Origin of the sequence: Candidatus Accumulibacter phosphatis, assembly GCF_012939955.1 — a bacterium.
GTDB classification, from domain to species: domain Bacteria; phylum Pseudomonadota; class Gammaproteobacteria; order Burkholderiales; family Rhodocyclaceae; genus Accumulibacter; species Accumulibacter delftensis.
The window spans coordinates 107,791-133,533 of sequence record NZ_SPMY01000011.1 but is presented as its reverse complement, the minus strand read 5'-3'; the positions used below and the strand labels follow the sequence as shown (position 1 = coordinate 133,533).

The 25,743-nt window shown below is 62.7% G+C and carries 23 protein-coding genes; 8 read left to right on the top strand and 15 right to left on the bottom strand.

The window, feature by feature from the left end; translation table 11 throughout:
• Window positions 1-12: 12 nt before the first annotated feature.
• The 3 genes from E4Q23_RS04470 to argH form a co-directional block, all read right to left on the bottom strand.
• Entirely contained in the window at window positions 13-378 is a 366-nt protein-coding gene (locus E4Q23_RS04470; protein ID WP_211203637.1) for a carboxymuconolactone decarboxylase family protein, read from the bottom strand.
• A 217-nt stretch (window positions 379-595) separates the two neighbouring features.
• Window positions 596-1,882: a serine/threonine-protein kinase gene (locus E4Q23_RS04465; RefSeq protein ID WP_169065513.1), complete on the bottom strand. Its 1,287-nt coding sequence runs from the start codon at window positions 1,880-1,882 to the stop codon at window positions 596-598.
• A 20-nt stretch (window positions 1,883-1,902) separates the two neighbouring features.
• Entirely contained in the window at window positions 1,903-3,288 is a 1,386-nt protein-coding gene (gene argH, locus E4Q23_RS04460; RefSeq protein ID WP_169065512.1) for an argininosuccinate lyase, read from the bottom strand.
• 61 nt (window positions 3,289-3,349) lie between these two features.
• Between argH and E4Q23_RS04455 the strand changes: the two genes are divergently transcribed.
• The 7 genes from E4Q23_RS04455 to E4Q23_RS04425 all read left to right on the top strand — a co-directional run bounded on the left by E4Q23_RS04455 (window position 3,350) and on the right by E4Q23_RS04425 (window position 10,544).
• Complete coding sequence (locus tag E4Q23_RS04455; protein ID WP_169065528.1) at window positions 3,350-4,390, top strand: sensor histidine kinase; 1,041 nt, start codon at window positions 3,350-3,352, stop codon at window positions 4,388-4,390.
• A complete protein-coding gene (locus tag E4Q23_RS04450; RefSeq protein ID WP_169065511.1) occupies window positions 4,387-5,169 on the top strand; it encodes a LytR/AlgR family response regulator transcription factor in 783 nt (260 codons plus the stop codon). Before E4Q23_RS04455 ends, E4Q23_RS04450 begins: the two co-directional genes overlap by 4 nt.
• Window positions 5,170-5,250: 81 nt before the next feature.
• Window positions 5,251-5,925 carry a c-type cytochrome gene (locus E4Q23_RS04445; protein ID WP_169065510.1) on the top strand — a complete coding sequence of 225 codons (675 nt, stop codon included), beginning with the start codon at window positions 5,251-5,253 and terminating at the stop codon, window positions 5,923-5,925.
• A gap of 191 nt (window positions 5,926-6,116) precedes the next feature.
• Complete coding sequence (gene hemC, locus E4Q23_RS04440; protein WP_169065509.1) at window positions 6,117-7,064, top strand: hydroxymethylbilane synthase; 948 nt, start codon at window positions 6,117-6,119, stop codon at window positions 7,062-7,064.
• Complete coding sequence (locus tag E4Q23_RS04435) at window positions 7,061-7,834, top strand: uroporphyrinogen-III synthase (protein ID WP_169065508.1); 774 nt, start codon at window positions 7,061-7,063, stop codon at window positions 7,832-7,834. The genes hemC and E4Q23_RS04435 overlap by 4 nt, the downstream gene beginning before the upstream one ends.
• Entirely contained in the window at window positions 7,834-9,303 is a 1,470-nt protein-coding gene (locus tag E4Q23_RS04430) for a uroporphyrinogen-III C-methyltransferase (RefSeq protein ID WP_169065507.1), read from the top strand. The genes E4Q23_RS04435 and E4Q23_RS04430 overlap by 1 nt, the downstream gene beginning before the upstream one ends.
• Window positions 9,300-10,544 carry a heme biosynthesis HemY N-terminal domain-containing protein gene (locus tag E4Q23_RS04425; RefSeq protein ID WP_169065506.1) on the top strand — a complete coding sequence of 415 codons (1,245 nt, stop codon included), beginning with the start codon at window positions 9,300-9,302 and terminating at the stop codon, window positions 10,542-10,544. Before E4Q23_RS04430 ends, E4Q23_RS04425 begins: the two co-directional genes overlap by 4 nt.
• A gap of 66 nt (window positions 10,545-10,610) precedes the next feature.
• On the opposite strand, the gene hemF is transcribed toward E4Q23_RS04425, so the two are convergent.
• From hemF to E4Q23_RS04365, 12 genes are all read right to left on the bottom strand, one after another.
• Window positions 10,611-11,528, bottom strand: coding sequence for an oxygen-dependent coproporphyrinogen oxidase (gene hemF, locus E4Q23_RS04420; RefSeq protein WP_169065505.1), 918 nt, complete (start codon window positions 11,526-11,528; stop codon window positions 10,611-10,613).
• Between the two features lie 43 nt (window positions 11,529-11,571).
• Window positions 11,572-12,879, bottom strand: coding sequence for a phosphoribosylamine--glycine ligase (gene purD / locus E4Q23_RS04415; RefSeq protein WP_169065504.1), 1,308 nt, complete (start codon window positions 12,877-12,879; stop codon window positions 11,572-11,574).
• Between the two features lie 141 nt (window positions 12,880-13,020).
• Window positions 13,021-14,586, bottom strand: coding sequence for a bifunctional phosphoribosylaminoimidazolecarboxamide formyltransferase/IMP cyclohydrolase (gene purH / locus E4Q23_RS04410; RefSeq protein ID WP_169065503.1), 1,566 nt, complete (start codon window positions 14,584-14,586; stop codon window positions 13,021-13,023).
• Between the two features lie 64 nt (window positions 14,587-14,650).
• Window positions 14,651-14,902 carry a helix-turn-helix domain-containing protein gene (locus E4Q23_RS04405; protein WP_169065502.1) on the bottom strand — a complete coding sequence of 84 codons (252 nt, stop codon included), beginning with the start codon at window positions 14,900-14,902 and terminating at the stop codon, window positions 14,651-14,653.
• Window positions 14,899-15,951 carry a tRNA dihydrouridine synthase DusB gene (gene dusB, locus E4Q23_RS04400; RefSeq protein ID WP_169065501.1) on the bottom strand — a complete coding sequence of 351 codons (1,053 nt, stop codon included), beginning with the start codon at window positions 15,949-15,951 and terminating at the stop codon, window positions 14,899-14,901. Before dusB ends, E4Q23_RS04405 begins: the two co-directional genes overlap by 4 nt.
• Before the next feature lie 245 nt (window positions 15,952-16,196).
• Window positions 16,197-16,466, bottom strand: a complete 270-nt coding sequence (gene minE, locus E4Q23_RS04395; RefSeq protein WP_169065500.1) for a cell division topological specificity factor MinE — start codon at window positions 16,464-16,466, stop codon at window positions 16,197-16,199.
• A gap of 2 nt (window positions 16,467-16,468) precedes the next feature.
• The gene (gene minD, locus E4Q23_RS04390; protein ID WP_169065499.1) at window positions 16,469-17,290 is read right to left on the bottom strand and encodes a septum site-determining protein MinD; all 822 of its coding nucleotides are present in this window, start codon (window positions 17,288-17,290) and stop codon (window positions 16,469-16,471) included.
• Window positions 17,291-17,321: 31 nt separating this feature from the next.
• Window positions 17,322-18,218, bottom strand: coding sequence for a septum site-determining protein MinC (gene minC, locus E4Q23_RS04385; protein WP_169065498.1), 897 nt, complete (start codon window positions 18,216-18,218; stop codon window positions 17,322-17,324).
• Between the two features lie 149 nt (window positions 18,219-18,367).
• The gene (locus E4Q23_RS04380; RefSeq protein WP_169065497.1) at window positions 18,368-19,591 is read right to left on the bottom strand and encodes an FAD-dependent monooxygenase; all 1,224 of its coding nucleotides are present in this window, start codon (window positions 19,589-19,591) and stop codon (window positions 18,368-18,370) included.
• Complete coding sequence (locus E4Q23_RS04375; protein ID WP_169065496.1) at window positions 19,584-20,891, bottom strand: aminopeptidase P N-terminal domain-containing protein; 1,308 nt, start codon at window positions 20,889-20,891, stop codon at window positions 19,584-19,586. Before E4Q23_RS04375 ends, E4Q23_RS04380 begins: the two co-directional genes overlap by 8 nt.
• Window positions 20,888-21,580 carry an N-acetylmuramate alpha-1-phosphate uridylyltransferase MurU gene (gene murU, locus E4Q23_RS04370; RefSeq protein WP_169065495.1) on the bottom strand — a complete coding sequence of 231 codons (693 nt, stop codon included), beginning with the start codon at window positions 21,578-21,580 and terminating at the stop codon, window positions 20,888-20,890. Before murU ends, E4Q23_RS04375 begins: the two co-directional genes overlap by 4 nt.
• Entirely contained in the window at window positions 21,580-22,611 is a 1,032-nt protein-coding gene (locus E4Q23_RS04365; protein WP_169065494.1) for an aminoglycoside phosphotransferase family protein, read from the bottom strand. The genes murU and E4Q23_RS04365 overlap by 1 nt, the downstream gene beginning before the upstream one ends.
• A 150-nt stretch (window positions 22,612-22,761) precedes the next feature.
• Between E4Q23_RS04365 and lptD the strand changes: the two genes are divergently transcribed.
• Window positions 22,762-25,740 (top strand): LPS-assembly protein LptD, encoded by a 2,979-nt coding sequence (gene lptD, locus E4Q23_RS04360; protein ID WP_169065493.1) that lies wholly within the window; start codon window positions 22,762-22,764, stop codon window positions 25,738-25,740.
• The last annotated feature ends 3 nt before the right edge of the window (window positions 25,741-25,743 follow it).

Below are 25,743 nucleotides of genomic sequence, written 5' to 3'. Positions count from 1 at the left end.
CGGTGGCCTTTCTCAAGCGCTGGCCGTTGCCGACTTGCGGACGCTCAATTCTTCGTAGGCCCTTACGGCTTCGGCGGCGTACATCAGTGCCGGGCCACCGCCCATGTAGGTGCAGACGGCAAGCGTTTCCATGAGTTGCTCACGACTGACACCCAGGCGAATCAGCGCCTTGACATGAAAGCCGATGCAGGCATCGCAGCGGCTGGAGACCCCGATCGCCAAGGCGATGAGTTCTTTATCCAGCGCCGAAAGCACGCCTGGCGAAAGGGACGCTTTGGCCAGCGCATTGAAGCCCTGGATGGTCTCCGGGATGTCCCGACGCAGGCTTCCGATGGCGTTGGAAACATCGTTGGTAATGGTGCCGAAAGATTTGCTCATCAGCGTTTCTCTCCGTTTATCAGAAAACGCTAACATACCGTGACGGACCTTTCTTTGGCAACCAGTTTCCGGTGCTTCGCTCGGTACGGGATCGGAGCAGCGCAACAGCGGCGACGCCAATGAGTGATAGACCACTGCCGTGCCACCACGCGGGGCTGCTCCTTGCTGCCCTGGGTCCTGGCTCTTGGGGCTCTACCTCGCCTCGGGCGAGGCCCCTTCAGAAGCTTACCAGGCGCGTGTTCGCGGACGTCAGGCGCTCGCTGAGGACCGCCAGAAAAGACTGATAGAAGTGTACTCGGCAGGCTTCCGAAGACGACCGCAATGAGCGGGCAGTAATCCGCACCAGCTTGGCTTCTGTCAGGGCGACGACATCGGCGACGCGTGTGCAGTTTGATTTGCCAATGACGGCCATTTCGCCGAAGCAGTCGCCGGCCGTCAGCATATCCAGGATCAGGCCACTCTTGAGCACTTTCAACTCGCCTTCGGCCAGGAAGCAGAAGAAGTCTCCGAGGTCGCCGTCGCGCATGACCAGTGTGCCGGGCGAAGCGCGGCTCCACTGCGAGAAGCGCACTATCTCCCACATCTCGACGTCAGAAAAATCGGCAAAGAATGGGAAGCCACGCAGGGTATCGAACTTCTCGAGATCGGCGATCTCGTCGGCGGGCACTTTCGCTTGCCGTGCGCGAAAGGCCTGTGCCAAATCCTGCGCAAATTCTTGCCAGCTAGCGTAGCGAGTATCGAGTCGCTTGCTCATCGCGCGGGCAACGATAGCGTCGAGCGCCGGCGGGACCTCTCGGCGCAGCGTCGAAGGCCGGCGTGGTTCAGCGTTGATGATCTGGTAGATCATGTCGTAACTGTTGCGCGCCTGAAAAGGCAATTGACCGGTCAGCAGCTGATACATGACGACACCCAGCGAGTAGATGTCGGTCCGCTGATCGAGCGCCTGCTCTTTTACCTGTTGCGGCGACATGTAGGCGGGTGAGCCTATTCCCTGCACCAGCGTGCGATCGGGTGAGCCGATGATCGCCGCGCCGAAATCCGAGATCTTGATGTCGCCTTCGTTGGGGTCGGTGCAGGTGAACAGGATATTCGCCGGCTTGATGTCGCGGTGGATGATGCCTGCCTGGAAGGCGAAGTCGAGTGCCCGGGTGCACTTGAAAATGATCTCGACGATGCGTTCGACCGACAGCAGCTGGCCGGGCGCGCAGACCGTTTCCAGGGTGCCGCCGGCGACGAATTCCATGACGATGTAGCAGAGGTGGTCGTCCACGACGGCGTCATAGGTCTGGACGATGTGTGGGTGCGACAGCTTGCCGATCAGTGCCGCTTCGTTGAGGAACAAATGGGTGTAGAGTCTGCCCCGCTTGGGGTCTTTCAGGATGCCGGGAAAGGCGACCTTGACCGCCACTTCGCGCTGGGTAAACGCGTCGCTGCCCAGATAAACGGTAGACGTGGCCCCGTGGCCGACTTCGCGGATCAGCTCGTATTTGCCGATCTTTTCCATTGCCGGAGGCTACGGCGGACCTAGCCGCGACGGGCGCGGGAAATGGCTGCCAGCACCTGCTCCGGCGCTGTGCCGCCGATATGCGCGCGCGCGGCCAGCGAACCGTCGATGGTCAGCACCGCAAAGACTTCCTCGTCAAGCAGCGGTGAGAAGCTTTGCAACTCGGCGAGCGGGAGTTGGGCCAAGTCGACACCCAGTTCCTCCGCGCGACGTACTGCCAGGCCGACGGTTGCGTGGGCGTCGCGGAAAGGCAGGCCCTTGCGGGTCAGGAAGTCGGCGAGGTCGGTGGCGGTAGCGAAACCTTCGGCCAGGGCGTCGCGCATTTTTTCAGGATTGACGGTGATGCCGGCAATCATCTCGGCAAAAATGCATAAGGTGTCGCTGACCGTGTCGATGGCGTCGAACAGCGGTTCCTTATCTTCCTGGTTGTCCTTGTTGTAGGCCAGAGGCTGGCCCTTCATCAGGGTCAGCAAGGCCGTCAGGTGACCGTACACGCGGCCGGTCTTGCCACGCGCCAATTCCGGAACGTCGGGATTCTTCTTCTGCGGCATGATCGAACTGCCGGTACAGAAGCGATCTGCGATCCTGATGAAGCCGAAGCGCGGGTTCATCCACAGCACCAGTTCTTCGGACAGGCGCGACAGGTGCATCATCAACATCGCGCAGGCGGCGCAGAATTCGATCGCAAAGTCGCGGTCGGAAACCGCATCGAGCGAGTTTTCGCAAACACCGTCGAAGCCCAGCAGTTCGGCGACGAAATGGCGGTCGATCGGATAGGTGGTGCCGGCCAGCGCCGCTGCACCCAGGGGCAGACGGTTGGTACGGCGACGGCAGTCGCTGAAGCGTTCGGCATCACGCTGCATCATCTCGAAATAGGCGAGCAGGTGATGGCCGAAAGTGACCGGCTGGGCGACCTGGAGATGAGTGAAGCCGGGAAGCGGCGTGGCCGCTTCCTTCTCAGCCAAGTTTAGCAGGCTGGTCTGGAACTGACGCAGCAGTGGCAATAACTCATCGATCGCGTCACGCAGGTACAGGCGAATGTCGGTCGCTACCTGGTCGTTCCGCGAGCGACCGGTATGCAGGCGCTTGCCGGCGTCGCCAACGAGGGCCGTCAGGCGCTTCTCGATGTTCAGATGGACGTCTTCGAGGTCGAGCGACCAGACAAAGCTGCCGTTCTCGATCTCGCGGCCCACCTGTGCCATGCCGCGCTCGATATCGGCGAGGTCTCCGGCACTGATGATTTCCTGTCTGGCGAGCATGGTCGCGTGCGCGACCGAGGCGCGAATATCCTGGCGCCACATGCGGCGGTCGAAATTCACCGAGGCCGTATAGCGCTTGACGAGGTCGGACATCGGCTCGGAGAAGCGGCCGGCCCAAGTGTATTGGGAAGAATCCGATGGGTTCATGCGGGAGGGGTTCCTGGGCTAGAATCTCTCGTAGAACCTTGGACAGGCGCCACTTCGAGTGATGGCAAGTATAAAGCAAAACCTGGCCGGCCAGCCGCTACCGGATTTCCGGAATTCCGGAGTCATGTTGCGAATTCTGCTCGGCGTGAACCTGCTGGCGCTGGCTGCTGCACTGGTTAAGAGCCAGGGTGTGCAGGACAGCCTGCAGCACTTCATCGACATGGCGGCCTGGGTGCAGCCCTTGCTGCTCTTCAATCTGGCGTTACTGGCAGTTCTCGGCAACAGCCTCCAGCGCGCACCCACCTGGATTGGGCGCACGCTGGTGTTGCTGCTCGCAGCCGCTTCGGCGATCGTATTGTCGGCGCTGTGGAGTCACCTGATCTTCGCCGATGCTGGTGGTGGCCAGGCTCTGCTCAGGGCGGGCCTGCTGGCTGCGCTGGCAGCCGGGTTCATGCTTGCCTACTTTGCCTTGCGCGCCGGGGCTTTATCGCCGGCGCTCGTCGAGGCGCGATTACAGGCGCTGAGTGCGCGCATCCGGCCGCATTTCCTGTTCAATAGCCTGAATGCGGTGCTTTCGCTGATTCGCGCCGACCCGCGACGCGCCGAGGCGGCGCTTGAGGAACTGGCCGATCTTTTTCGCGTGCTGATGCGTGATCATCGCGAGTTAGTGCCGCTGGCCGACGAACTCGCCCTGTGCCGGCAGTATCTGGCCCTCGAAAAATTGCGTCTCGCCGAGCGCTTGCACGTCGAATGGGACATCGCGCCGAATCTGCCACTGGACCTGAAAGTGCCGCCATTGATGGTGCAACCGCTGCTGGAGAACGCTGTTTATCACGGCATTGAGCCCTTGGGCGATCCAGGCACTATTCGCATTCGCCTGGTGCGCCGCGCTGATGCCTTGCAGCTCGATATCGTCAACCCCTGCGCAGGCGGTGCCGAGAAACCGCGCGGCAGCCACATGGCGCTGGACAATATCCGCGAGCGCCTGGCGCTGTACTATGACCTTGAAGCGCGACTCGAGACCAATGCGGTAGCGCTGGGTGATGGCCGACACCAGTATCGGGTACGTATCCTCCTGCCTTGTCGGGCGCAGCGGCGATGAATGCGCCTGCGCTCGCTTCTCCGCTGTTGCTGCTTATTTGCGACGATGAGGCGCCAGCGCTGGCGCGTTTGCGTGATTTGCTGGCCGATATCGCTCCGGAACTGCCGCATGTGATCGTCGCCGAAGCCGACAACGGCCTGCGTGCCCTGGCTGCCATCGAGGGTCTGCGGGTTGATGTGGCGCTGGTCGATATCCGCATGCCGAAAATGGACGGCATTGAACTCGCAGCTCACCTGTCTCGGCTTGAACACCCGCCGGCGGTAATTTTTGTGACGGCCTATGACGCCTACGCGGTACAGGCCTTCGAGCTTAACGCCGTCGACTATCTGGTGAAGCCGGTGCGCGCCCTGCGTCTGCTGGAGGCGCTGCGAAAAGTTCACCGCCACCCGCTGCCTTCGGCCTTGCTCGAGCAACTGCCACCGGGAGCGCGCAGTCATCTTTCCTGCCATGAACGCGGCCGGCTGTTGCTGATTGCGGTTGCCGACATCGTGTACTTTCGGGCTGACCTGAAGTACGTCACGGCACGTACCGGTGAGCGCGAATTCCTGCTTGACGAGTCGCTGACCCATCTTGAACAGGAATTCGGTGCACAATTCATCCGTCTGCATCGCGGTGTGCTGGCGGCGCGGGAGGCGATTGCCGGCTTCGAGAAGAGTGGCACTGGCGACGACGCCGAGACGCAATGGCAGGCTATTCTGCGCGACGTTCCCGAGCGGCTGCCGGTCAGTCGCCGGCAGTGGCCCTTGCTCAAGTCCTACGCGCGCCGGCTCAGCTCCTGATCGGCGGTCGCTTCTTGACACTCATCAAGGTGGCCGGTGACGGTTTTCCTATAATCCCCGCTGCCACCCGACGAGGTCTTCATGAAGTACGCTCAAGGCTTGAGAAAATTTTTCTGTATCCTGCTCGGAGGGGCCGTCGTTCTACCCGCTGCGGCGCTCGATCTGGAACGTGCGAAGGAAGTTTATGGCCCGTGCGCCGCCTGCCATGGCCCTTTCGGGGCTGGCGGCAAGCAAGGCGAGTACCCACGCGTTGCCGGCCAGTCGGCGAAATACGCGGAGCAGCAGTTGAAGGCCTTCCAGAGTCAGTCGCGGATCAACCTGCCGATGTATCCGTACACGCGGGCGCGCGAACTCGATGATGAAGACATGAAGTTGGTCGCCGCTTATCTGGCGCAGATCGAACTGCCGACACGGCCGCCGGTCTTCAAGGACAGCGATGACGCACTGGCGCGGCTGCTGGCGATGGAGAAGGTGATGATCGTCCCCCGTGCCGCCGGTAATATCGAAAACGGCAAGGCGGTGTACCAGAAAAACTGCGCCGTCTGTCATGGCAAGACGGGGCAGGGGCGCGGCATGTTCCCGATGCTGGTGGGTCAGTATACGAACTATCTGCAGAAGCAGATCGCCGCCTACCTCGCGGCGGATCGCCCGCACGACGAAGAAGGTGCGAAGAAGGGAGTCTTGTACACCCTTAAGGCCAGCGATATCCAGGACGTCCTGGCCTATTTGACGACTCTGCAGGTAGCCGAGCAGTAGGAGTCACCGCCAGTCAGCGCAGCCGGGTTTCCTCGGCGGTGCGAGCGTCGAGAAAACGACTTAACTGCCGGGGCAAGCGTGCACGCCAAGCATGTTAGAATCGTCCCCTGATCAAGATGCCTTTGGGGTGATGCCACCCTCGCGCACCGGCTGTCTGGCGAGGTTGGCAGCGCGCTTACCGGAAACCTGCCTTGAACTCTGCAAATCCAGATCAGTCGCGTATTGTCATTGCCTCGCGCGAGTCGCGGCTTGCCATGTGGCAAGCGGAGCATGTGCGCGGGCGTCTTGCCGAATTATACCCACAGCGAAAAGTCGAGATCCTGGGCATGACCACTCGCGGCGACCAGATCCTCGATCGCCCGCTGTCGGCAATCGGTGGCAAGGGCTTGTTCATCAAAGAGCTCGAAGTGGCGATGCATAACGGTCAGGCCGATCTCGCCGTGCATTCGATGAAGGACCTGCCGATGGACCTGCCAGATGGCTTCGTTCTGGGCGCCATTTCGTCGCGTGAGAATCCGTGCGACGCCTTTGTTTGCAATCGCTTTGCCGACCTCGACGACCTGCCGGCCAAGGCCGTGATCGGCACCTCGAGCCTGCGCCGTGAAGCGAGCCTGCGCGCTCGCTACCCCGAACTGGTCATCAGAAGCCTGCGCGGCAATCTTGATACGCGCCTGCGCAAGCTTGATGCAGGTGAGTACGACGCCATAATCCTCGCCGCCGCGGGCCTGATTCGACTTGGTCTGGCTGGCAGAATTGCGTCGCTATTGACCCCGGAGCAGTCCTTGCCGGCACCGGGGCAAGGCGTCCTCGGTATCGAGGTGCCAGCGCAGCGCGCGGACCTGATCGCCTTGGTGGCGCCGCTCAACGATCCGGCAGTGGCTCGGTGTGTGCTCGCGGAGCGTGCCTTTTCACGCGCGCTGGGCGGCAGTTGCCAGATCCCGCTGGCCGCGCATGCGATGCTTGAAAACGGTCAGCTGTGGCTGCGTGGCTTCGTCGCTACTCCGGACGGTAGGCAGCTGCTTGCGGGTGAGCTGCGTGGCGCTCCGGAGGACAGCGAGTCGGTTGGCCGTGGCTTGGCGCAGAGCTTGCGCGACCAGGGCGCTGGCGCCATTCTTGACCAGCTTTCGGCAGGCCAATGACCGGGGCTCTGTGCGGCAAGAGAATCGTCGTTACGCGGCCACGTGCGCAAGCACCCCGGCTGGCCGCCTGGATTGCCAAAGAGGGCGGAGAGCCGCTGCTTTTCCCATTGCTCGATATCGCGCCGACTGACGAGCCGGAACCGTTGCGCGTGGCGATCGCACAGCTTGATGCTTATGCACTGGCTGTCTTCATCAGCCCGAATGCTGTCGAGTACAGTGTTCCGGCGATCCTTTCTTCCCGCGGCTGGCCAGCCGACTTGCAGGCAGTGGCCATTGGTCAGGGGAGCGTCGCCTTGCTGGCGGCGTACGGGATCGAGAATACGCTGGCGCCTCTTGAACGCTTCGACTCCGAAGCCTTGCTCGAACTTCCGGCATTGCAGCGACCCTGCGTTGCCGGGAAACGGGTAGTGATCTTTCGCGGCAACGGCGGTCGTGAGTTACTTGCCGACAGCTTGCGAGAACGCGGGGCCGAGGTCGACTATGTAAGTTGTTATCAGCGCTCCGCGCCCGACAGCGCGGCAGTGCTTGAAGCGCTGTGGCGCAGCGAGCAGCTTGACGCGCTCACAGTTTCATCCAGCGAGGGGTTGCGTAACCTGGTCGACCTGCTCGACGCCCCCGCGCGTGCGTCTCTGCGCACTACTCCGGTGTTCGTGCCACACCCACGAATTGCCGAGCTGGCGCGGAAACTTGGTTTGCAGCGGGTGATTCTGACCGAACCGGCAGATGCTGGGATCATTGCTGCTCTGAACGTATATAATTGGCGGTCATGATGAAAGAAAAAATCGACCCAAGGTCTTCACTCCCCGAGCAGGCTGCCGCTGAGTCGGCTGGCAAGCCGCCAGCAGACGAGCCGCCGCCGGGTTCTCGGACATCGCTGGAAAGCGAGTCTTTCCCCGCGAGTGAGCAGCGGCCGGAGACGGATCCGCTGCCCGAAAAGGACTCCTTGCCGGAGGCCGAACAAGCGGCATCGGAAGCCGAGCCCCTGGCCCAACAGAAGCCCTTGCCGGACGCGCAGGCAACGCTCGATGGCTCCACCCCCGCCGCAGCGACACCCGCCGCTGTCGAGGATCCTGCAGCGACGCCAGCCGTGGCTAGTGAGCCGGTGTCTGACGGTGCGTCAGTTGCTAGCGAGCAGCCGGCGGCAAGCGGGCCAGCGGCTAATCCGGCCGCGGCGAGTCAGCAGTCGCCTGACTGGCGCAATCCCTGGTTGCTGGTGGTGCTGATAGTCCTTGGTCTGGTGGCCTGGCAGTGGTTCGAAACCCGGCAGAAGATGGCCGATACGCAGCAGGAGTTGGCTCGCCGCCTGGCCGATAGCGATTCGAGTGGCGCGGAAGTCCGCGCCCTGTCCAAGGGGGCGAGCGATCAGATGGCTGGCCTCCTCGGGCGCCTCGCTGCGCTTGAGGCGAAGGTTGGCGAATCGCAGAGCCAGCAGGCGATGCTCGAGAAGTTATACCAGGATGTGGCTCGCAGCCGGGATGAGTTGGCGCTGGCCGAGGTCGAGCAAAGCCTGACCCTGGCTGCTCAGCAGTTGCAGCTGGCAGGTAATGTGCAGGCCGCCGTCCTCGCCCTGCAAAGTGCCGAAACCCGTTTGGCGGCAAGCAGCCGACCACAGTTCGTCAGTCTGCGCAAGGTTTTGAGCAGCGATCTCGAACTTCTGCGCGCCTTGCCGCAGATCGATGTTGCGGCCATGAGCTTGCGCCTGGAAAGCGTCATCAATGCGCTCGATACGATTCCTCTGGCCGTCGATGGGCGTTCCCCGGCGCATGGCGACGACGCGAAAGATGCCGCGCAGGCCGCCCCAGCGCCAGTGCCTGCCGAATGGCCTGCGCTGACCAGTGTCGACTTCTGGCAGAAACTGGTCAGCGCCGAGCTGTGGCAGCGGTTGGGCCGCGAGGTCTGGGGCGAAGTGAAATCCCTGGTCCGCATCCAGCGTTTTGACCGCGATGAGCCGGCCTTGCTGACGCCCGGTCAGGCGTTCTTTCTGCGCGAAAATCTCAAGTTGCGTTTGCTGAATGCTCGCCTCGCTCTGCTGGCCCGTGATCAATGGACTTTCCAGAACGAGCTCAAGCATGCTCAGGCGTGGATGAATCGCTATTTCGATTCCAGCGCTGCCTCGTTGCAGACCGCGCAAGCCAATCTCGAACAGCTCATCGCCACCGAGATCAACATCGAGATGCCGACGCTTAACGAAAGCAGGTCTGCAGTCAAGACCGTCAAGCTTGGTCAGGAGCGCCAGTGAGAGGACTACTTTGGCTACTGGCACTTGCTGCCATGGCTGTCGGCGTTTCGCTGACAGCACGGGTCAACGACGGCTATGTGCTGCTGATCGTACCACCGTATCGTATTGAGGTCGCCCTCAGTCTGGCGATCATCCTCTTTGTTCTCGCCTTCGTACTGCTGTTCTTGGTGCTGCGCACCATTGGCCTGACGCTCTCCCTGCCAAGTCGGGTTTCTGGCTATCGCGCGCGTCGCCGTCGTGAGAAAGCCACGGCGTCTTTTCACGAGGCCATTCGCCTGCTTTTAGAAGGGCGTTTCACGCAGGCCTTGAAGAAAGCCGGTGAGGCCTACGCTGCCGGGCAGGATCCGGGCTTGGCAGCGCTGTTGGCAGCGCGAGCGGCGCATGGTCTGCGCGAACCCGAGAAAGAGCAGGAGTGGCTCGGTCGCGTTAACAACCCGCGTCTCGACCCTGCACGGCTGATGCTGGAAGCAGAGATGGCCATTGACCATGAGCAATACGGTGAGGCCGTAAGCGTGTTGCAGGCGCTGCAGAACATCTCTGGTCGGCACATCGCAGCACTGCGCCTTGAACTGCGTGCCCAGCAGGGTTGCGGAAACTGGCCGGAGGTCCTGAAACTGGCGCGCGTACTCGAGAAGCGCGACGCTTTGCCGCCTGAACTGGTGCAGGAAATAAAGACCCAGGCACATCAGGAAACCATCCGCCAGCAGCAGGCGGCGGACGAGGGCCAATTGCTGGCCTACCTGCGCGCTATTCCGGCCAAGGAACGTAGCCTGCGGCTGACGCAAACCTCTTGCCAAGCCTTGCTCGAACACGGGGTTGACGATGAGGCGCAGCGGATGATCGAGAAGCAACTCGACACGCAGTGGGATTCGGATCTGATACAACTCTATGGCCAGGTGCGGGGCCGCGACCTGACCTCCTGTATTGCGCGCGCCGAGAAATGGCTGCCGCAGCATCCCGAGGACGCACAACTACTACTCACTTTGGGCCGCCTGTGCTTGCAGCAGCGCTTGTGGGGCAAGGCGCAAATCTACCTCGAGGCTTCGCTATCGCTGGTCGATCAGCGCGCGGTCAGGCTGGAACTCGCCCGCCTCTTCGAACAGACCGAACGCTGGGATGAGGCCATGCCGCACTACCGGGCAGCTGCCGAGCAGGTCGCCCTGCGCCCTGCGACGCCGCTGCTTCGACTGGCGGTCAGCTCAGCTCAGCAGTCACAGTCAGTACCTCGATTGCCCGGCTAAGTCCCTTCTCCCGCAGCGGAGAAGGGACGTTCGTGAACCGCGTCTACGACTTGCACCTTAGGCTAGCTAGGCCCAGTCGCGCGGTTGCAGCATCTCGTAGAGTTCGGCCTCCGGGCTGCCGGCGGTGGGTTGCCAGTCGTAACGCCATTTGACAATCGGCGGCAGTGACATCAGGATGGATTCCGTTCGCCCGCCCGACTGCAAGCCGAAAAGAGTGCCGCGGTCCCAGACCAGATTGAACTCGACATAGCGCCCGCGCCGATAGGCCTGGAAGTCACGCTCGCGTTCACCGTAGGGTAGGTCCCGGCGCTTGTCGATGATCGGCAGGTAGGCTTCGGTAAACGCTTCGCCGACGGCTTGTGTCAGGGCGAAGCAGCGCTCAAAGCCGCCCTCGCTCAGATCATCGAAGAATACGCCACCGACCCCGCGGGGCTCTTTGCGGTGCTTGAGGAAAAAGTATTCGTCGCACCACTTCTTGTACCGGCCGTAGACGTCATCGCCGAAAGGCTGCAAGGCTTTCTTGCAGGTGGCGTGGAAATGCCGGATGTCTTCACTGACCGGATAGTAGGGGGTGAGGTCCATGCCGCCGCCGAACCACCACACCGCTGGCGCATCGGCCTTGCTCGCCACCAGCGCGCGCACGTTCATGTGCGCGGTCGGGCAGTAAGGGTTTTCCGGGTGTAATACCAGGGAAACACCCATGGCTTCAAAAGCGCGACCGGCCAGTTCGGGGCGCTTGGCGGTCGCCGAAGCGGGTAGCGCGGAACCGCTGACCTGCGAGAAGGCAACCCCACCGCGCTCGAATACGCGGCCAGCCTCGATAATGCTGGTGCAGCCATTGCCGGCAAGCGGTTCGCCCTCCGCTTTTTGCCAGGCATCGGCACGGAATGCTGGCCCAGGAGTGCCCTCGATATCTTCGAGCGCCGCGACAATGCGCGTCTGCAGGCCGGTGAAGTAGCTCCTCAGGAGTGCCGTGTCGATCATCGCAAGCTTTCGCTGGCCGAGCCGCCCTGCCTTGCTGCATTGCTCATCGCGGTACGGCGCGGTGGCCGATGTCGTGGCGATATTGCATGCCGTCGAAGTGAATCCCGACAATCAGGTCGTAGGCGCGTTTCTGCGTTCGCTTGACGTTGTCGCCGAGCGCCGTGACGCAAAGTACGCGGCCACCGGCGGTGACCGTCTGACCATCGCGTTCGCTCGTCCCGCCGTGGAAAATGTGGCTGTCTTCGCTATCTTCGCTGTATTCGCTGTATTCGCTGACTTTCGGCAGACCGCTGATGACGTCCCCTGTACGCGGTGTACCCGGGTAGTTGGCTGCGGCAAGCACGACGCCCAGTGCCACGCGGCGATCCCAACTGGCTTCGACCTGGTCGAGTTTGCCGGCGACCGCGTGGTCGAGCAGCGTGAACAGGTCGGACTTCAGGCGCATCAGGATGGGTTGGGCTTCCGGGTCGCCCAGGCGACAATTGAACTCCACCGTTTTCACCGAGCCGTCCTTGCCGATCATCAGTCCGGCGTAGAGGAAACCGGTGTAGGGGGTGCCCTCGGCAGCCATTCCCCGGACCGTCGGCAGGATGATTTCGCGCATCGCCTTGGCGTGAACCTCTGGCGTCACCACCAGGGCCGGCGAGTAGGCACCCATGCCGCCGGTGTTGGGGCCGCTGTCGCCGTCGCCGATACGCTTGTGGTCCTGGCTCGATGCCAGTGGCAGTACGTCCTTGCCGTCGACCATGACGATAAAGCTGGCTTCTTCGCCTTCCAGGAACTCTTCGATGACCACCTGCGCTGGCGTGCTGCCCGTCGGCGCGTACGTACTTTCGGCCGGCAGCATGCGGTCAAGCGCGGCGTGCGCTTCGTCGCGAGTCATCGCCACCACCACCCCTTTTCCGGCGGCTAGACCATCGGCCTTGATGACGATTGGCGCACCCTGTTGGTCTATGTAGGCGTGCGCCGGAGCGCGCTCGCTAAAGGTGGCGAAGCGCGCCGTCGGAATGCCGTGCCTGGCCATGAAGCGCTTGGCGAAGTCCTTCGAGCTTTCGAGCTGCGCGGCTTCCTTGCTTGGGCCGAAGATTTTCAGGCCACGGGCGCGAAAGAGATTGACGATACCGGCAGCCAGGGGCGCTTCGGGGCCGACGATGGTCAGCGACACCTTTTGCTCTTCGGCGAAATCGGCGAGGGCGTCGAGATCGGTGATGGCGACATTTTCAAGCGCTCGGTCCGCAGCCGTGCCGGCGTTGCCCGGCGCGACAAAGACCTTCTGCAGGCCAGGCGTCTTCGCCAGACACCAGGCGAGTGCATGCTCGCGACCGCCTGAACCGATGACCAGTAGTTTCATAAAAATCCTCTCCCCTCAGAGTGGTCATGGCGGCCTGCTGCTGGTCCGCAGCAGGACGATTGCCATCTGGCTTCGGATATCCAGGTTGGCTCAAAAGAGCCTGGCATACCCTTCACTGCCGCCGCCTTCGTTGAAATTTGCTCAGTGCCGGAAGTGGCGGGCGCCGGTGAACACCATTGTCAGTCCATGCTCGTTGGCGGCGGCAATCACCTCCTCGTCGCGCATCGATCCCCCGGGCTGAATGACCGCCTTGGCACCGGCGGCCGCGAGAACGTCGATACCGTCGCGGAACGGGAAGAAAGCGTCCGAAGCGACCACCGAGCCGGCCAGATCGAGGCCGGCGCTCTGCGCCTTGCTTACGGCAATTCGGGTCGAGTCGACGCGGCTCATCTGGCCGGCACCAACGCCCAGGGTCATGCCATGGCCACAGAAGACGATGGCATTGGACTTGACGAATTTGGCGACGCGATAGGAAAAAAGCAGGTCTTCAATTTGCGACTCGCTCGGCGCCAGGGTGCTGACGACTTTGAGGTCGGACGCCTGAACGTTGAACTTGTCGGGCGTCTGTAGCAGCAGGCCGCCGCCGATGCGCTTCATCTCGAAGCCGTGGTAGACCCTGGCCAGTGGCAACTCCAGGACGCGCAGGTTCTGCTTTCCGGACAGCAGTTCCCGGGCCGCAGCCGTGAACGCGGGAGCGAGCAGGACCTCGACGAAGTGCTTGCGCGAGTTCATGGCCAGGATGACGTCGGTGTCGACCGTGCCGTTGAAAGCGATGATGCCGCCAAAAGCCGACGTCGAGTCGGTCTGGAAAGCTTTTTCGTAAGCCGACAGCAGATCGGTGCTGACCGCGACGCCGCAGGGATTGGCGTGCTTGATAATCACGCAGGCCGGGGTCGCGAAGCTCTTGACGCACTCCCAGGCGGCATCGGCGTCGGCGATGTTGTTGTACGAGAGCTCCTTGCCCTGCAGCTGCTGGTAGTTGGCGATCGAACCGGAAACTGGTTCTGGATCACGGTAGAAAGCGGCCTGCTGGTGTGGGTTCTCGCCGTAACGCAGCGTTTCGCCGCGATCAAAGGCGAGTTGCAGGCGCTCGGGAAAGGCTTGTACCTGCTCGTTTTCGTCGAGAGAAGTCAGCCAATTGGCGATTGCCGCGTCGTAGCGCGCGGTGTGTACGAAGGCCTTCTTGGCCAGGGCGAAGCGCGTGGCCGCCGTCAGACCGCCTTCGTTGGCCGCCATTTCCGAGAGCAGCGCCGGGTAGTCGTCAGGATCGGTGACCACGGCTACGCCGGTGTAGTTCTTGGCCGCTGAACGCAGCATTGCCGGGCCGCCGATGTCGATGTTCTCGATTGCCTCGGCGAGCGTCACCTCGGGTTTGGCAATCGTTTCCCGGAAAGGATAGAGATTGACGCAAACCAGATCGATGGTCGGAATGCCATGTTGCGCAATGGTCGTCAGGTGTTCTGGCAGATCGCGGCGGGCCAGGATGCCGCCGTGCACCTTCGGATGCAGTGTCTTTACGCGGCCGTCGAGCATTTCCGGAAAGCCCGTGTAATCACCGACCTCGGTCACCTCCAGCCCGGCATCACGCAGGATTTTTGCCGTGCCGCCGGTCGATAGCAGTTTGACACCGTGGGCGACCAGGCCCTGGGCAAATTCGAGAGCATGATTCTTGTTGGAGAGGCTGATCAGGGCTTGACGTATTTTCATGGTGGGCAGGTTTGCGGCAGGGGAAGGAGGATTGGAGCAAGAAGGCCGTTCAGGCGATGATCGTTCAGGCGATTAGCCGGTGATCGACCAGCTTCTTGCGCAGCGTGTTGCGGTTGATTCCGAGTATCTCGGCAGCGAAAGTCTGGTTGCCGCCGGCCTGCTTGAGAACGACTTCGAGCATCGGGCGTTCGACGCTTTTGATCACCATCTCGTAAACCGGCGCCGGCTTTTCGCCGTCAAGGTGCAGGAAATAGCTTTCCAGTGCCTTGCGGACGAAACTGGCAATATCTTCTTCCTCGTCGTGATGTCGCTTCATGCGGCGAGATCCTCACAATGGGCGTTGCTTAGCACCGGCGCGGCCGGATCGCTATTGACGTAGGGCAGGTGCTCGTGATGCTCGGCGAGCGTCAGGAAAAAGTCGTTGACCGCTTGCCGCTGCAGGGCGATGGTCGGCAATTGGTTCATCATGTGGCGGAATGCGGCCGATCCGACCAGACCCTTGGTGTACCAGGAGATATGCTTGCGCGCGATGCGCACGCCGGTCTCTGTGCCATAAAAGAGATAAAGGTCTTCCAGGTGGGCAAGCAGAATGCGATGAATTTCCGTGACTCGGGGCGGCAGCAGATGTGTGCCGGTTTTCAGGAAATGCTCGATCTCACGGAACAGCCAGGGGCGGCCCTGGGCCGCACGGCCGATCATCAGAGCGTCGGCACCGGTGCTGTCGAGAACGAACTTTGCCGTTTCCGGTGAGACGATATCGCCGTTGGCGATCAGCGGAATGCGGGCCGCGGCCTTCACCGCGCGGATGGTGTCGTACTCGGCGTGTCCGCTGTAGCCACAGGCGCGTGTCCGCCCGTGCATCGCCAGTGCCCGGATACCCGACTGCTCGGCGATCTTCAGAATGCTCAGGGCGTTGCGGTTGCTGGTGTCCCAGCCGGTTCGGATCTTCAGGGTCACTGGCGTCTGCGGGACCGCATTGACCACCGCCGCGAGGATCTTTCCCACCAGCGGCTCGTCGCGGAGCAGGGCCGAGCCGGCCATGACGTTGCAGATCTTCTTGGCTGGGCAGCCCATGTTGATGTCGACGATCTGTGCTCCGCGATCGACGTTGTAGCGTGCGGCAGCTGCCATCATTGCGGGGTCGGCGCCAGCGATCTGCACCGAGATCGGGGCCACTTCGCCTTCATGATTGGCGCGCCGGCGAGTCTTCGCGCTACCGTAGAGCAGCGAGTTCGAGGTCACCATCTCGGAGACCGCGAGGCCGGCGCCCAGGCTCTTGCAAAGTTGCCGGAAAGGTCGATCGGTCACACCTGCCATCGGCGCGACAAACAGGTTGTTGCGAAGCGTAAATCCGAGGAATTCCATGGCGGTGAGGTGCCGGGGCGCAAGGCAAGATCGGAATTCTACCGCGATTGGCGCCCGAAAAACAGACGATCTTGCCTGCCGACGAGATTCATCAGTCGGGTTTCCCGATATCGCGTGGCCCGCAGACCAATCACCAAGCGGCACTCTCAGGCAAGGTAGTCAAGCCCCGTTTTCGGGGTGCGAGGCGGCAGCCTCCGGCTCTCATTCTGGCGCCGTGGCGCCCAGCTTGGCCGTTGAGCCTCAACCTAGGTCTTGCTGGCGGTGTCCGGCATGACGATGTTCACCTCGAGAACTTCCATGTTTCCCTGCTTCTCGATTGACACCTTGATGTCGTCGGGGTTGACCGAGATGTACTTGGAAATCACGGCCATCAATTCCTGCTGCAAGGCTGGCAGGAAGTCCGGCGTGTTGTTGCTGCCGTTGCGTTCGTGGGCAATGATCAGTTGCAGGCGTTCCTTGGCAATGGACGCCGTCCTGGGCTTGCTGCCGCCGAAGATCAGGGAGAACAGGGACATCCTTATTTCCCCCCGAAGAATCGCTTGAACAGGCCGGGCTTCTCGTAGTCGACGTAACGTAGCGGGATGGTTTCGCCGAGGAAACGGCCAACCACGTCAAGGTAAGCGCCGGCAACGTCGCTACCGGCAAGGTGGATCGCCGGTGAGCCAGCGTTTGACGATTGCAGTACCACCTCGGACTCGGGAATGACGCCGATGATCGGCACGCGCAGAATCTCCTGCACGTCCTTGTACGAGAGCATTTCCCCGTCCTCGACGCGCTTGGGCGAATAGCGCGTAATCAGCAGATGCTCCTTGACCGGCTCGCCGCCGCTCAGGGCGCGGCGTGACTTGGCCTGGATGATGCCCAGGATACGATCTGAGTCGCGTACCGAGGACACCTCGGGATTGCTGACCACCAGCGCCTCGTCGGCAAAGGTCAGGGCCAGAACTGCGCCGCGCTCGATGCCCGCCGGTGAATCGCAGATGACGTAATCGAAGGCCATGTGTTCGAGTTCCTTGAGAACTTTCTCCACTCCTTCTTCGCTGAGCGCGTCCTTGTCGCGAGTCTGTGAAGCTGGCAAGACGAAGAGATTGCCGTTCTCGCAATGCTTGTCCTTGATCAGCGCCTGAGTGAGCGTTGCCTCGCCGTTGAGGACGTTGACCAGGTCATAGACCACACGGCGCTCGCAGCCCATGATCAGGTCGAGGTTGCGCAAGCCGACGTCAAAATCAATGACCGCAGTTTTGTAACCACGCAGAGCGAGGCCTGATGCGAAGCTGGCGCTGGTGGTGGTCTTGCCGACCCCACCCTTGCCGGACGTTACGACGACGATACGTGTCACAGATCTTTCCCCGCAGGTTAAAGCTGGGATTCTACCCGCAGAATGGGAGTTCTGTTGACTGGCGCCGTCGTTGCAATGCTATTGCCAGTGCCTGCATCGTTGTTAATCCGTCTAGATCGGCTCGACGATGAGTTTCCCTAAGCTGTCGCCAGTTTTTTTCAGTGAGCCTGACCTGTACCGTCTGGCCTGCCAGGTCGGCCGGAACGCCGCTGTCGAAAGTCCGGTAGAGGCCCGCAATCGAGACCAGTTGAGCATCGAAACGGGTGCTGAAAATGCGCGCCTCGGTGTCGCCGCTGGCGCCTGCCAGCGCGCGACCGTGCAAGGGGGCGTAGATGTGGATGTGGCCGTCGGCGATCACTTCGGCACCAGAGTTGATCGCGGCGAGAACGACCAGGTCGCCACCACGAGCATAGATCTGTTGCCCGGAACGCAAGGGCCGGGTGAGGAACAGTGTCGCCGACTTGGTGCTTGCAAGCGTACTGGCAGTGGGCTCGGGTTTCGCTGCCGGAGGCGCTGGCGGCGGCGCTGCTGCCGCCATTGCCGGCGCGCCGGTTGGCGCGGGCCCTGAACGCTCCTCATCAGCTGGCGGCAGTGCGCGTGCCGAACGGTCGACCGCCGCGTAGGTCGGCAGGCCGGCAGTGCGGGCACTCTGGCGAAGCTCGTCGCTGCCGCCCCGTACACCCATCACATTCAGCCCGTGGGCTCGGAAAAGCTCTTTCAAAAACTGCCATTTCGCCGACGACACCGCGCCAGCCTGTGACAAGTCGAGCACCGCCGCCTCGCCATCGAAAAACGGATCGTCACCGAACAGGGCGTTGGCTGCTTCGCCGAGTTCGCCCAGTTGCAGGGATCGCAGGCTGACCGTGACGACCGGCAGGGTGCTTCCCTTGAACTCTATCAGCGGTGGGGTAATGTTGTTTTGCGGCATGGGATCGTCAGGGCGCTTTGGCAGGGACTGGGGAAGCGACGAAGTCTAGCGGAATCACCCGCAAAAGCGAACTGAAGCGACGAGATTTTCCTTGCCTGCGGTGGCTGGCGCGAGCGCTCAGTCGGCGCTACTAGTTCTCCGGGGATGGTCTAGGGCCAGGCGCGGGCGCCCCAGATCATTCGCCTGGCAACGAAGTGGCGTAGAGGTGGCAAGACGTCGAGCGCCAGCAGTCCGAGGCCACGAGCGATGCGTAGCGGTGCCAGGTCATTGCCAAAGACGCGCACGATGCCGTCGGTGAAAGCGATACTGCCCTTGCGGTCAAGGCGGCGCGCGCGCGCGTAGCTGTCCAGGGTGGCGGCATCACCCGCGTCGCCGCTGGCGTTGGCAAGCAGCGCGGCGGCGAGCGCCCAGGCGTCGCGCAAGCCGAGATTGAAGCCTTGGCCGGAGACCGGGTGCAGGCTTTGTGCGGCGTTGCCGATCCATACCTGGCGTGGGTCGACCAGCTGCTCGCGGACGCGCAGCGCAAGAGGAAAGCTGGCGCGCGGGCTGCTGGCGACAAAATCGAGGCGGCTGCCGAACTGTGCACGCAAGGCGGCGAGGAAAGCCTCCTCGTCGAGGTCGAGCAAGCGAGCGGCTTCTTCCGGCGCTACGGTAAACACCAGCGAGTAGTCCTCGGCCAGCGGCAGCAGCGCCAGCGGACCGTTGGGAGTGAAGCGTTCCCATGCCCGATGCTGGTGGCCAGGAACGGGGCGAACCTCGGCGACGATGGCGTGCTGCCGATAATCGTACACGCGCACCGCGGGGTCACTGGCGGGAGTGCCTTCGGCATGGACGACGAGTCTGGCCCGGATACGGCGTGGTGCGGCGGTGTTGCCGGCTGCTGCGGCTGGCTCGGCCAGAGTAATCTCGGCAGCCTCGCTGTCGGTGGTGATGCCCAGCACGGTACGGCTGTACAGGCGCTGAGTTGCCGTGCTGTGCGCATCGATGCTCGCATCGAGGGTGGCCGCGAGATCGCGGTAGCGCATCACGTAGCCGAGTGCGGCAATCCCATATTCCCTGGCGTCGATCAGCGTGCGGCCGAAGCCACCGCGCTGCGAAACGTGGATGCTCTCGATTGCCGTCGCCGCAGCGGTGTTCCAGGCGCCGAGGTGTTCGAGGAGCTGGCGGCTGCCATGCGCCAGCGCCAAGGCGCGCGGATCGCCGGACCAGGCAGCACGCGCGCGGCTGTCGAGCAGCAGTACGCGCTGCGGCCCCGCCGCCAGCGCCAGGGCGAGCGCCATGCCGACCGGCCCGGCACCGATGATGGCGACGTCGACGCTGCTCTCATCGCTGGCGCCGGTGGTGCTTTCGGTATCCTTCAGCTGCTCACTCATGGCGCATCACTTCCTCGATTTCGGCGATCGTTCGTGGCGCGTTGGTGTAGGTCAGGCAGCCGTCGCTGGTCACCAGGACGTCGTCCTCGATGCGCACGCCAATGCCGTGCAGATGCTCCGGGACGGCACTGCCGGGCCGCAAGTAGAGGCCCGGCTCGACGGTCAGGGTCATGCCGGGAAGCAGCCTGACCCAGTCGTCGTCTGCGCTGCCAGTCTTGTATTCGCCGGCGTCGTGAACGTCCAGGCCGAGCCAGTGGCCGGTGCGGTGCATGTACCACGGCTTGTAGGCTTCGCTCTCGATGGCGCCGTCCACGCTGCCGCTGAGCAGCTTGAGATCGATCAGCCCCTGTGACAGGACGCGCAGCGCTGCCTGGTGATAGGCGGCGAACGAGGCACCCGGGCGTACCGCGGCAATCGCCGCCTGCTGCGCTGCGAGGACGATTTCATAGACCTCGCGTTGGGCGGCGCTAAAGCGTCCGCTTACCGGAAAAGTACGGGTGATGTCCGAGGCGTAGCCAGCGACCTCGCAGCCGGCATCGATCAGGACCAGCGATTGACTGGCCAGCAGTTTGTTGTTGTCGACGTAGTGCAGGATGCAGGCATTGGCGCCGCCGGCCACGATCGGCGTGTAGGCGTGGCCGTCGGCACCGCGGCGGCGAAATTCGTAACTCAATTCGGCTTCGAGTTCGTACTCGGCCATGCCCGGTTGACAGGCACGCATGGCGCGGCTGTGGCCGGCCGAAGCAATGTCGGCGGCACGGCGCATGAGCTCGATTTCGTGCCCATCCTTGATCAGTCGCATCTGGTCGAGCAAGCCGCGCAGGTCGCGGATTTCTCCGGGCGCGCGCGTGCCACTGCGCCCCTGAGTGCGAACCGTATTCAGCGCGCTGGTGATGCGCCGGTCCCATTCGCTGTCGTGACCCAGCGAGTGCCACAGGGCCGCGCGGTTGGCGATCAGCTTGGGCAGCATGTCGTCAAGAAGTCCGATCGGGTGCGCTTCGCAAAAGCCGAAGGCCGCGGCGGCGGCGTCAGGTCCGTAGCGGAAACCGTCCCAGGTTTCGCGTTCCTCATTTTTCTCGCGGCAGAAGAGAATCGCTTTCGCGCGCTCGCCGCCCACCAGGACCATCACCGCATCGGGCTCGGCAAAGCCGCTCAGGTACCAGAAGTAGCTGTCGAAGCGGTAGGGATAATGGGAGTCGCGGTTGCGCAGACGCTCGGGTGCCGTGGCCAGGACAGCGACGCCGTCACCGAGGCTGTCGAGTACGCGTTGGCGACGTTTGGCGTGGGTTGTGTGGCTCATCGGTTTTGCGCCAGCTCCAGGTCGAGTTCGGCAAGGCGCTCGCTGGTGCCAACGTCCACCCAGCGGCCTTCATGGCGTTGGCCAGTGACGGTACCTGCGGCAATACCGGCGTCAAGCAAGGGGCGCAGCTTCATCTTCACGCCGGCCGCCACAGAGGCAAAGAAATCGGGCCAGAAAACGCCAATGCCGGCGTAGGTGAGCGCTCCGTCGCACGTTCCGACTGCCGTGCGCAGGTCTTCGCCGTCGAGGCAGAAGTCGCCGCCGGGATGGTGCGCTGGATTGTCGACCAGCAGCAGGTGGGCGCGGCGCTGGTCGACTGCGCTGGCGATGCGCCTGGCCTGCGCAAAGTCCCAGTCGCACCAGATGTCACCATTGACCACCAGAAAGGCTTCCTCGCCAAGCAGTGGCAGTGCCGTGGCGATGCCACCGGCGGTTTCCAGCGCTCCGACCGGTTCGGGCGAGTAAGCGATACGCAGGCCGAAATCGCTGCCGTCGCCCAGTGCGGCCTCGATTTGTTCGCCGAGATGGGCGTGGTTGATCACCACTTCACGCCAGCCGGCTCTTGCCAGGCCTTGCAGATGCCAGACGATCAGCGCTTTGCCGCCAGCCATTAGCAGTGGTTTGGGGGTGCTGTCGGTGAGCGGCCGCAGGCGTTCACCGCGGCCGGCGGCGAGAATCATGGCCTTCATCAGAAGCTGTAGCCGACGCTGACCGGGCGCTTCTCGAGCACGTCGAGCAGGCGGGCGAGCGGCCGCAGTTCGCTGTAGCGCTCGCAGGTACGACGCAGATAGCTCAGCACGCGCGGCATGTCGGCCAGGTAATCGCTCTTGCCGTCGCGATGGCAGAGGCGGGCAAAGATGCCGAGCACCTTGAGCTGGCGTTGCGCGCCCATCCATTCATAGTCGCGATAAAAGTCGTGGAAATCGGTCTGTACCGGCAGTCCGGCCTGGCGCGCCCCTTCCCAGTAGCGGATCACGAAGTCGAGCTCCTGATCTTCCGGCCAGTCGATGTAGGCGTCACGATAAAGCGAGACGAGATCGTAGGTCAGCGGCCCGTAGACCGCATCCTGGAAATCGATAATGCCGGGGTTGCTCGGAAAAGCGGGCGTGGGCTCGCCGACGAGCATCAGATTGCGCGAGTGGTAGTCGCGATGGACGTATACCTGTGGTTGTTGCAGGTTATTCACCAGGATCGCTTCGCACACCGTTTGCAAAGTGCCTTGCATGCCTTCGTCGATGCTCACTCCGAGGTGGCGGCGCAGGTACCACTCGGGAAACAAAGCCAGCTCGCGGCTGAGGAGCCCGCGGTCGTATGCCGGCAGGACGTCGGGGCGACTGGCGAGCTGGATGGCGAGCAGTGCCCGGTTGGCATCGGCGTAGAGTCGTGGCGCCACGCTTCTATCCTGCAGGGCGCTCAGGTAAGTGGTGCTGCCGAGGTCGGAGAGCAGCAGAAAGCCTTGTTCGACATTGCTGGCGAGGACCTCGGGCAGATGCACGTCGGCCTCGCGAAACAGCGCGGCGACCTGGACAAAGGGGCGGCAGTCTTCTTTCTCTGGGGGCGCGTCCATGACGATGCGCGTCGTTTGATCGGGAAGCAGAACGCGGAAATAACGCCGAAAGCTGGCGTCGGCCGAGGCCGCTTCGAGGTGCACATCCCAGCCGGGGAAAGCCGGCGCGAAGACTTGGCCGAGCCAGTTGCGCAGCAGGGTGGTACGCGGCATGCCGCTTCTCCTTGAACGATGATGCTAAAATGTGCGATCGATTTTACCATCCGGGTACGGCTTGAAGCGCCGTCACAGGCAAGAAGCCAATGACTCCACAGCCTGGCACCCGAGCAATCCGTCGCATCCTCCTCCACTGACGACTCTGGAATGACGTTTCCCTTTCGGCGCAAGCCGCTGACCTTGATCTTTTGCTGCAGTGTCGCCAGTGCGCTTGTCGGCAGCTTGCCTGGCTTCGCACAGGCGCAGACCGAACCAGCGCTGCGCGTCGATCCCGCCTTGCTTGGCTTGCCGGCAGCGGCACCCGCCGTGCCGCTCGAGCGGCCGCCGGTGGCGAAGGTAAAGAGCGTGCCTGCGGCGAGCAAGCCGGAGTTGACTCCGCTCATCGAGGCGCAACCCGTGCCTGCGCCGACAAGCACGGCAGAGCCGCTGCCAGCTGCGGCCGAAGTCAGCAAGCAGCCGTCGGTCGAAACCGTCGCTACGCCTGACACGGCGTCCAGGCAGGAAGTGCAACCGGAAGTGCAACCGGAAGTGCAACCGGAAGTGCAACCGGAACCAGCGCTGGTGCAGGATGCCGAACAGCCGCTGCCGGTTATCAGCCAGCCCGATCAACGCCTGGCCGAGCCGCTCGAGGAGATGCCGGAGGCCGGTGCGGCTGATGTCCGGGCGAGCGTGGCGCCGACGCACGCGCCCGACGCAGCGGCGGCCACCATGAGCACCACGACGATGTCCTTGCCTGCGCCCGCACCGGTGCCGGCCACGCAAGCCGAAGCAGCTGCCGCGCCGTCGGCGCCGGAAAGCGTCAGGCCGCAGTCAGCTGAAACGGAAGCCGGGTCGCAAGCGACCTTTCTGAGCGCGCAGAGGATATCGGGCATTGTCGACCGGGAGCTCATTGCTCAGGACAATGCCGAATTGCGCCAGCTCGACAAGGTATTGACCGCCGACCGCATGACCTACTGGCCGGTGGACGACGAAGTCGAGGCGGTCGGGAGTGCGCGCTTTCAGCAGCGTGATGACGTCGTTTCGGGTACCAGGATGCGGATGCGGCTCGAAGATCAATTTGGTTTCTTCGACGATGCTTCCTATCTCGTGAAGCGCCCACCCCGCCCGGTGGCGGGCGCGGAATCTGGCGGCGCGGGGGCTCACGACCAGGCGTCAACCGAGCTCGGCAGCGAATTCACCAGCGGTTTTGCGGCACCCCGTTTCTATGGCGTGGCGCCCGGGCAGACCACGCTCAAGTATCACGATGGCGCAAATGGTGGCACGACGGAAGCACGCGGCACGGCGCAGCGCATCGACTTCGAAGGCGAGAACCAGATCCGTTTGAACTCGGCCACCTACACCACCTGCAAGCCCGGCAATGACGACTGGTATCTGAGTACCGCCGCTTTGCATCTCGACTACGACAATGAGGTGGGCAGCGGTAACGACGCCACCGTCCATTTCCTCGGGGTGCCGATTCTCTACGCGCCGTGGTTTTCCTTTTCGCTCAACAACCAGCGTAAATCGGGATTTCTGACGCCAAGCTATGGTTCCAGTAGTGACAGCGGTTTCGAGTTTACGCTGCCGTACTACTGGAATATTGCACCGAACATGGACGCCACGTTTGAGCCAACGCTGCTCACCAAACGTGGCCTGCTGATGGGCACCGACTTCCGCTACCTCAACGCCGCGTATGGTGGGACCTATTTCGGCAACCTGCGCGCCGAGTATCTTCCTAATGATCGCGTGGCGGACAGGGATCGCTGGGGTGTGGCGCTGACGCATAGCCAGGTCGCGGGCAACGGCTTTTCTGGCGCGGTTAACTACAACCGGGTCTCGGACAGCGACTACTACACTGACCTGTCGAGCGAGATCACCCAGACGTCTGAAACGCAGCTTCTGCAGCAAGGCTTGGTGACCTACAGCGGTGGGGGGTGGTGGACCGCGACGGCCAACGTGCAGTCCTTTCAGACGCTGCAGCCGGACCCCCAGAATCCGGTCACGCCACCCTATCAGCTCATGCCGCAAATCACATTAAACGCGCGGCAACCGGACTTCTACTCGACCGACAGCGCCTTCTTCGGGCAGTACACTGATTTTGTTCGTCCCGATGCGTCGACCGTCGAGGGACAGCGGACAGTCATGCAGCCGCAGATTTCAATTCCCTATGTGACGCCAGGGTGGTATGTCACGCCGCGGCTCGGGGTCAACGTCACGCACTATGCATTGTCCTATCCGGGCTCGGCGAACGTCCTCCCGACTTCGATCAATCGCAACCTGCCTATCTTCAGCGTCGATTCGGGGATGACTTTCGAGCGCCCCAGTAACTGGTTCGGTCGCGACTACACGCAGACCCTCGAGCCACGTCTCTACTATCTCAACATCCCGTACGAAGATCAGAATGACATCCCGATCTTCGATACCGCGCTGGCCGACTTCAACTTCGCGCAGATTTTTGCCGACAACCAGTTCTCCGGCTGGGATCGTATCAACAACGCCAATCAATTGACCGCCGCTCTGTCTTCGCGCCTGATCGATCCGGCCTCCGGGAGTGAGATCATGCGCGGCATGATCGGGCAGCGACTTTACTTCACCGACGACAAGGTAGCGCTGCCGGGAGCGACCACTCGCGAGTGGGGCCGATCTGATTTTCTGGCCGGTTTTACCGGGCAGGTGTTGCCTCGAGTCTATGCCGACGCGGCGCTACAGTACGACGTGGACAATCAGCAGACCGACCGCTTTTCGATCGGGACGCGCTATTTCCCGGCAGCCGGCAAGCTGGTCAACGCCTCCTACAGCTACAATCCGCAGGCGGTGACGCCGATCAAACAGGTCGACATTTCGGGGCAGTGGCCGATCAACGGCCGCTTGCAGGCGGTAGGTCGCTACAACTACTCGTTTCTTCAGAAGCAGCCGATCGAGATTATCGGTGGCCTGGAATACAACGCGGGTTGCTGGGTGGTGCGCGTCGTCGGTCAGCGTCTGCAGACCACCGAGGCGGACGCGACGACGAGAGCCTTTGTGCAACTTGAACTGAGCGATTTTTCGCGCCTGGGATCGAGTCCGATCAACCTCCTGCAGCGCAGGATTCCCGGTTACGGCGTCGCTAATCAGCCGCAGACCGATTCGGCTCTGGCCGAACAGTAAGGG

Excerpts from the sequence above, each read along its gene's own strand:
- E4Q23_RS04430 (WP_169065507.1), top strand. The coding sequence starts at position 7,834 with ATGAAAGAAAAAATCGACCCAAGGTCTTCACTCCCCGAGCAGGCTGCC.
- E4Q23_RS04450 (WP_169065511.1), top strand. The coding sequence starts at position 4,387 with ATGAATGCGCCTGCGCTCGCTTCTCCGCTGTTGCTGCTTATTTGCGAC.
- E4Q23_RS04375 (WP_169065496.1), bottom strand. The coding sequence starts at position 20,891 with ATGAGCCACACAACCCACGCCAAACGTCGCCAACGCGTACTCGACAGC.
- purD (WP_169065504.1), bottom strand. The coding sequence starts at position 12,879 with ATGAAACTACTGGTCATCGGTTCAGGCGGTCGCGAGCATGCACTCGCC.
- purH (WP_169065503.1), bottom strand. The coding sequence starts at position 14,586 with ATGAAAATACGTCAAGCCCTGATCAGCCTCTCCAACAAGAATCATGCT.
- E4Q23_RS04455 (WP_169065528.1), top strand. The coding sequence starts at position 3,350 with ATGGCAAGTATAAAGCAAAACCTGGCCGGCCAGCCGCTACCGGATTTC.
- E4Q23_RS04365 (WP_169065494.1), bottom strand. The coding sequence starts at position 22,611 with ATGCCGCGTACCACCCTGCTGCGCAACTGGCTCGGCCAAGTCTTCGCG.
- E4Q23_RS04405 (WP_169065502.1), bottom strand. The coding sequence starts at position 14,902 with ATGAAGCGACATCACGACGAGGAAGAAGATATTGCCAGTTTCGTCCGC.
- E4Q23_RS04435 (WP_169065508.1), top strand. The coding sequence starts at position 7,061 with ATGACCGGGGCTCTGTGCGGCAAGAGAATCGTCGTTACGCGGCCACGT.
- dusB (WP_169065501.1), bottom strand. The coding sequence starts at position 15,951 with ATGGAATTCCTCGGATTTACGCTTCGCAACAACCTGTTTGTCGCGCCG.
- argH (WP_169065512.1), bottom strand. The coding sequence starts at position 3,288 with ATGAACCCATCGGATTCTTCCCAATACACTTGGGCCGGCCGCTTCTCC.
- E4Q23_RS04445 (WP_169065510.1), top strand. The coding sequence starts at position 5,251 with ATGAAGTACGCTCAAGGCTTGAGAAAATTTTTCTGTATCCTGCTCGGA.
- E4Q23_RS04380 (WP_169065497.1), bottom strand. The coding sequence starts at position 19,591 with ATGAGTGAGCAGCTGAAGGATACCGAAAGCACCACCGGCGCCAGCGAT.
- murU (WP_169065495.1), bottom strand. The coding sequence starts at position 21,580 with ATGAAGGCCATGATTCTCGCCGCCGGCCGCGGTGAACGCCTGCGGCCG.
- E4Q23_RS04470 (WP_211203637.1), bottom strand. The coding sequence starts at position 378 with ATGAGCAAATCTTTCGGCACCATTACCAACGATGTTTCCAACGCCATC.
- minE (WP_169065500.1), bottom strand. The coding sequence starts at position 16,466 with ATGTCCCTGTTCTCCCTGATCTTCGGCGGCAGCAAGCCCAGGACGGCG.
- E4Q23_RS04465 (WP_169065513.1), bottom strand. The coding sequence starts at position 1,882 with ATGGAAAAGATCGGCAAATACGAGCTGATCCGCGAAGTCGGCCACGGG.
- minC (WP_169065498.1), bottom strand. The coding sequence starts at position 18,218 with ATGCCGCAAAACAACATTACCCCACCGCTGATAGAGTTCAAGGGAAGC.
- hemF (WP_169065505.1), bottom strand. The coding sequence starts at position 11,528 with ATGATCGACACGGCACTCCTGAGGAGCTACTTCACCGGCCTGCAGACG.
- lptD (WP_169065493.1), top strand. The coding sequence starts at position 22,762 with ATGACGTTTCCCTTTCGGCGCAAGCCGCTGACCTTGATCTTTTGCTGC.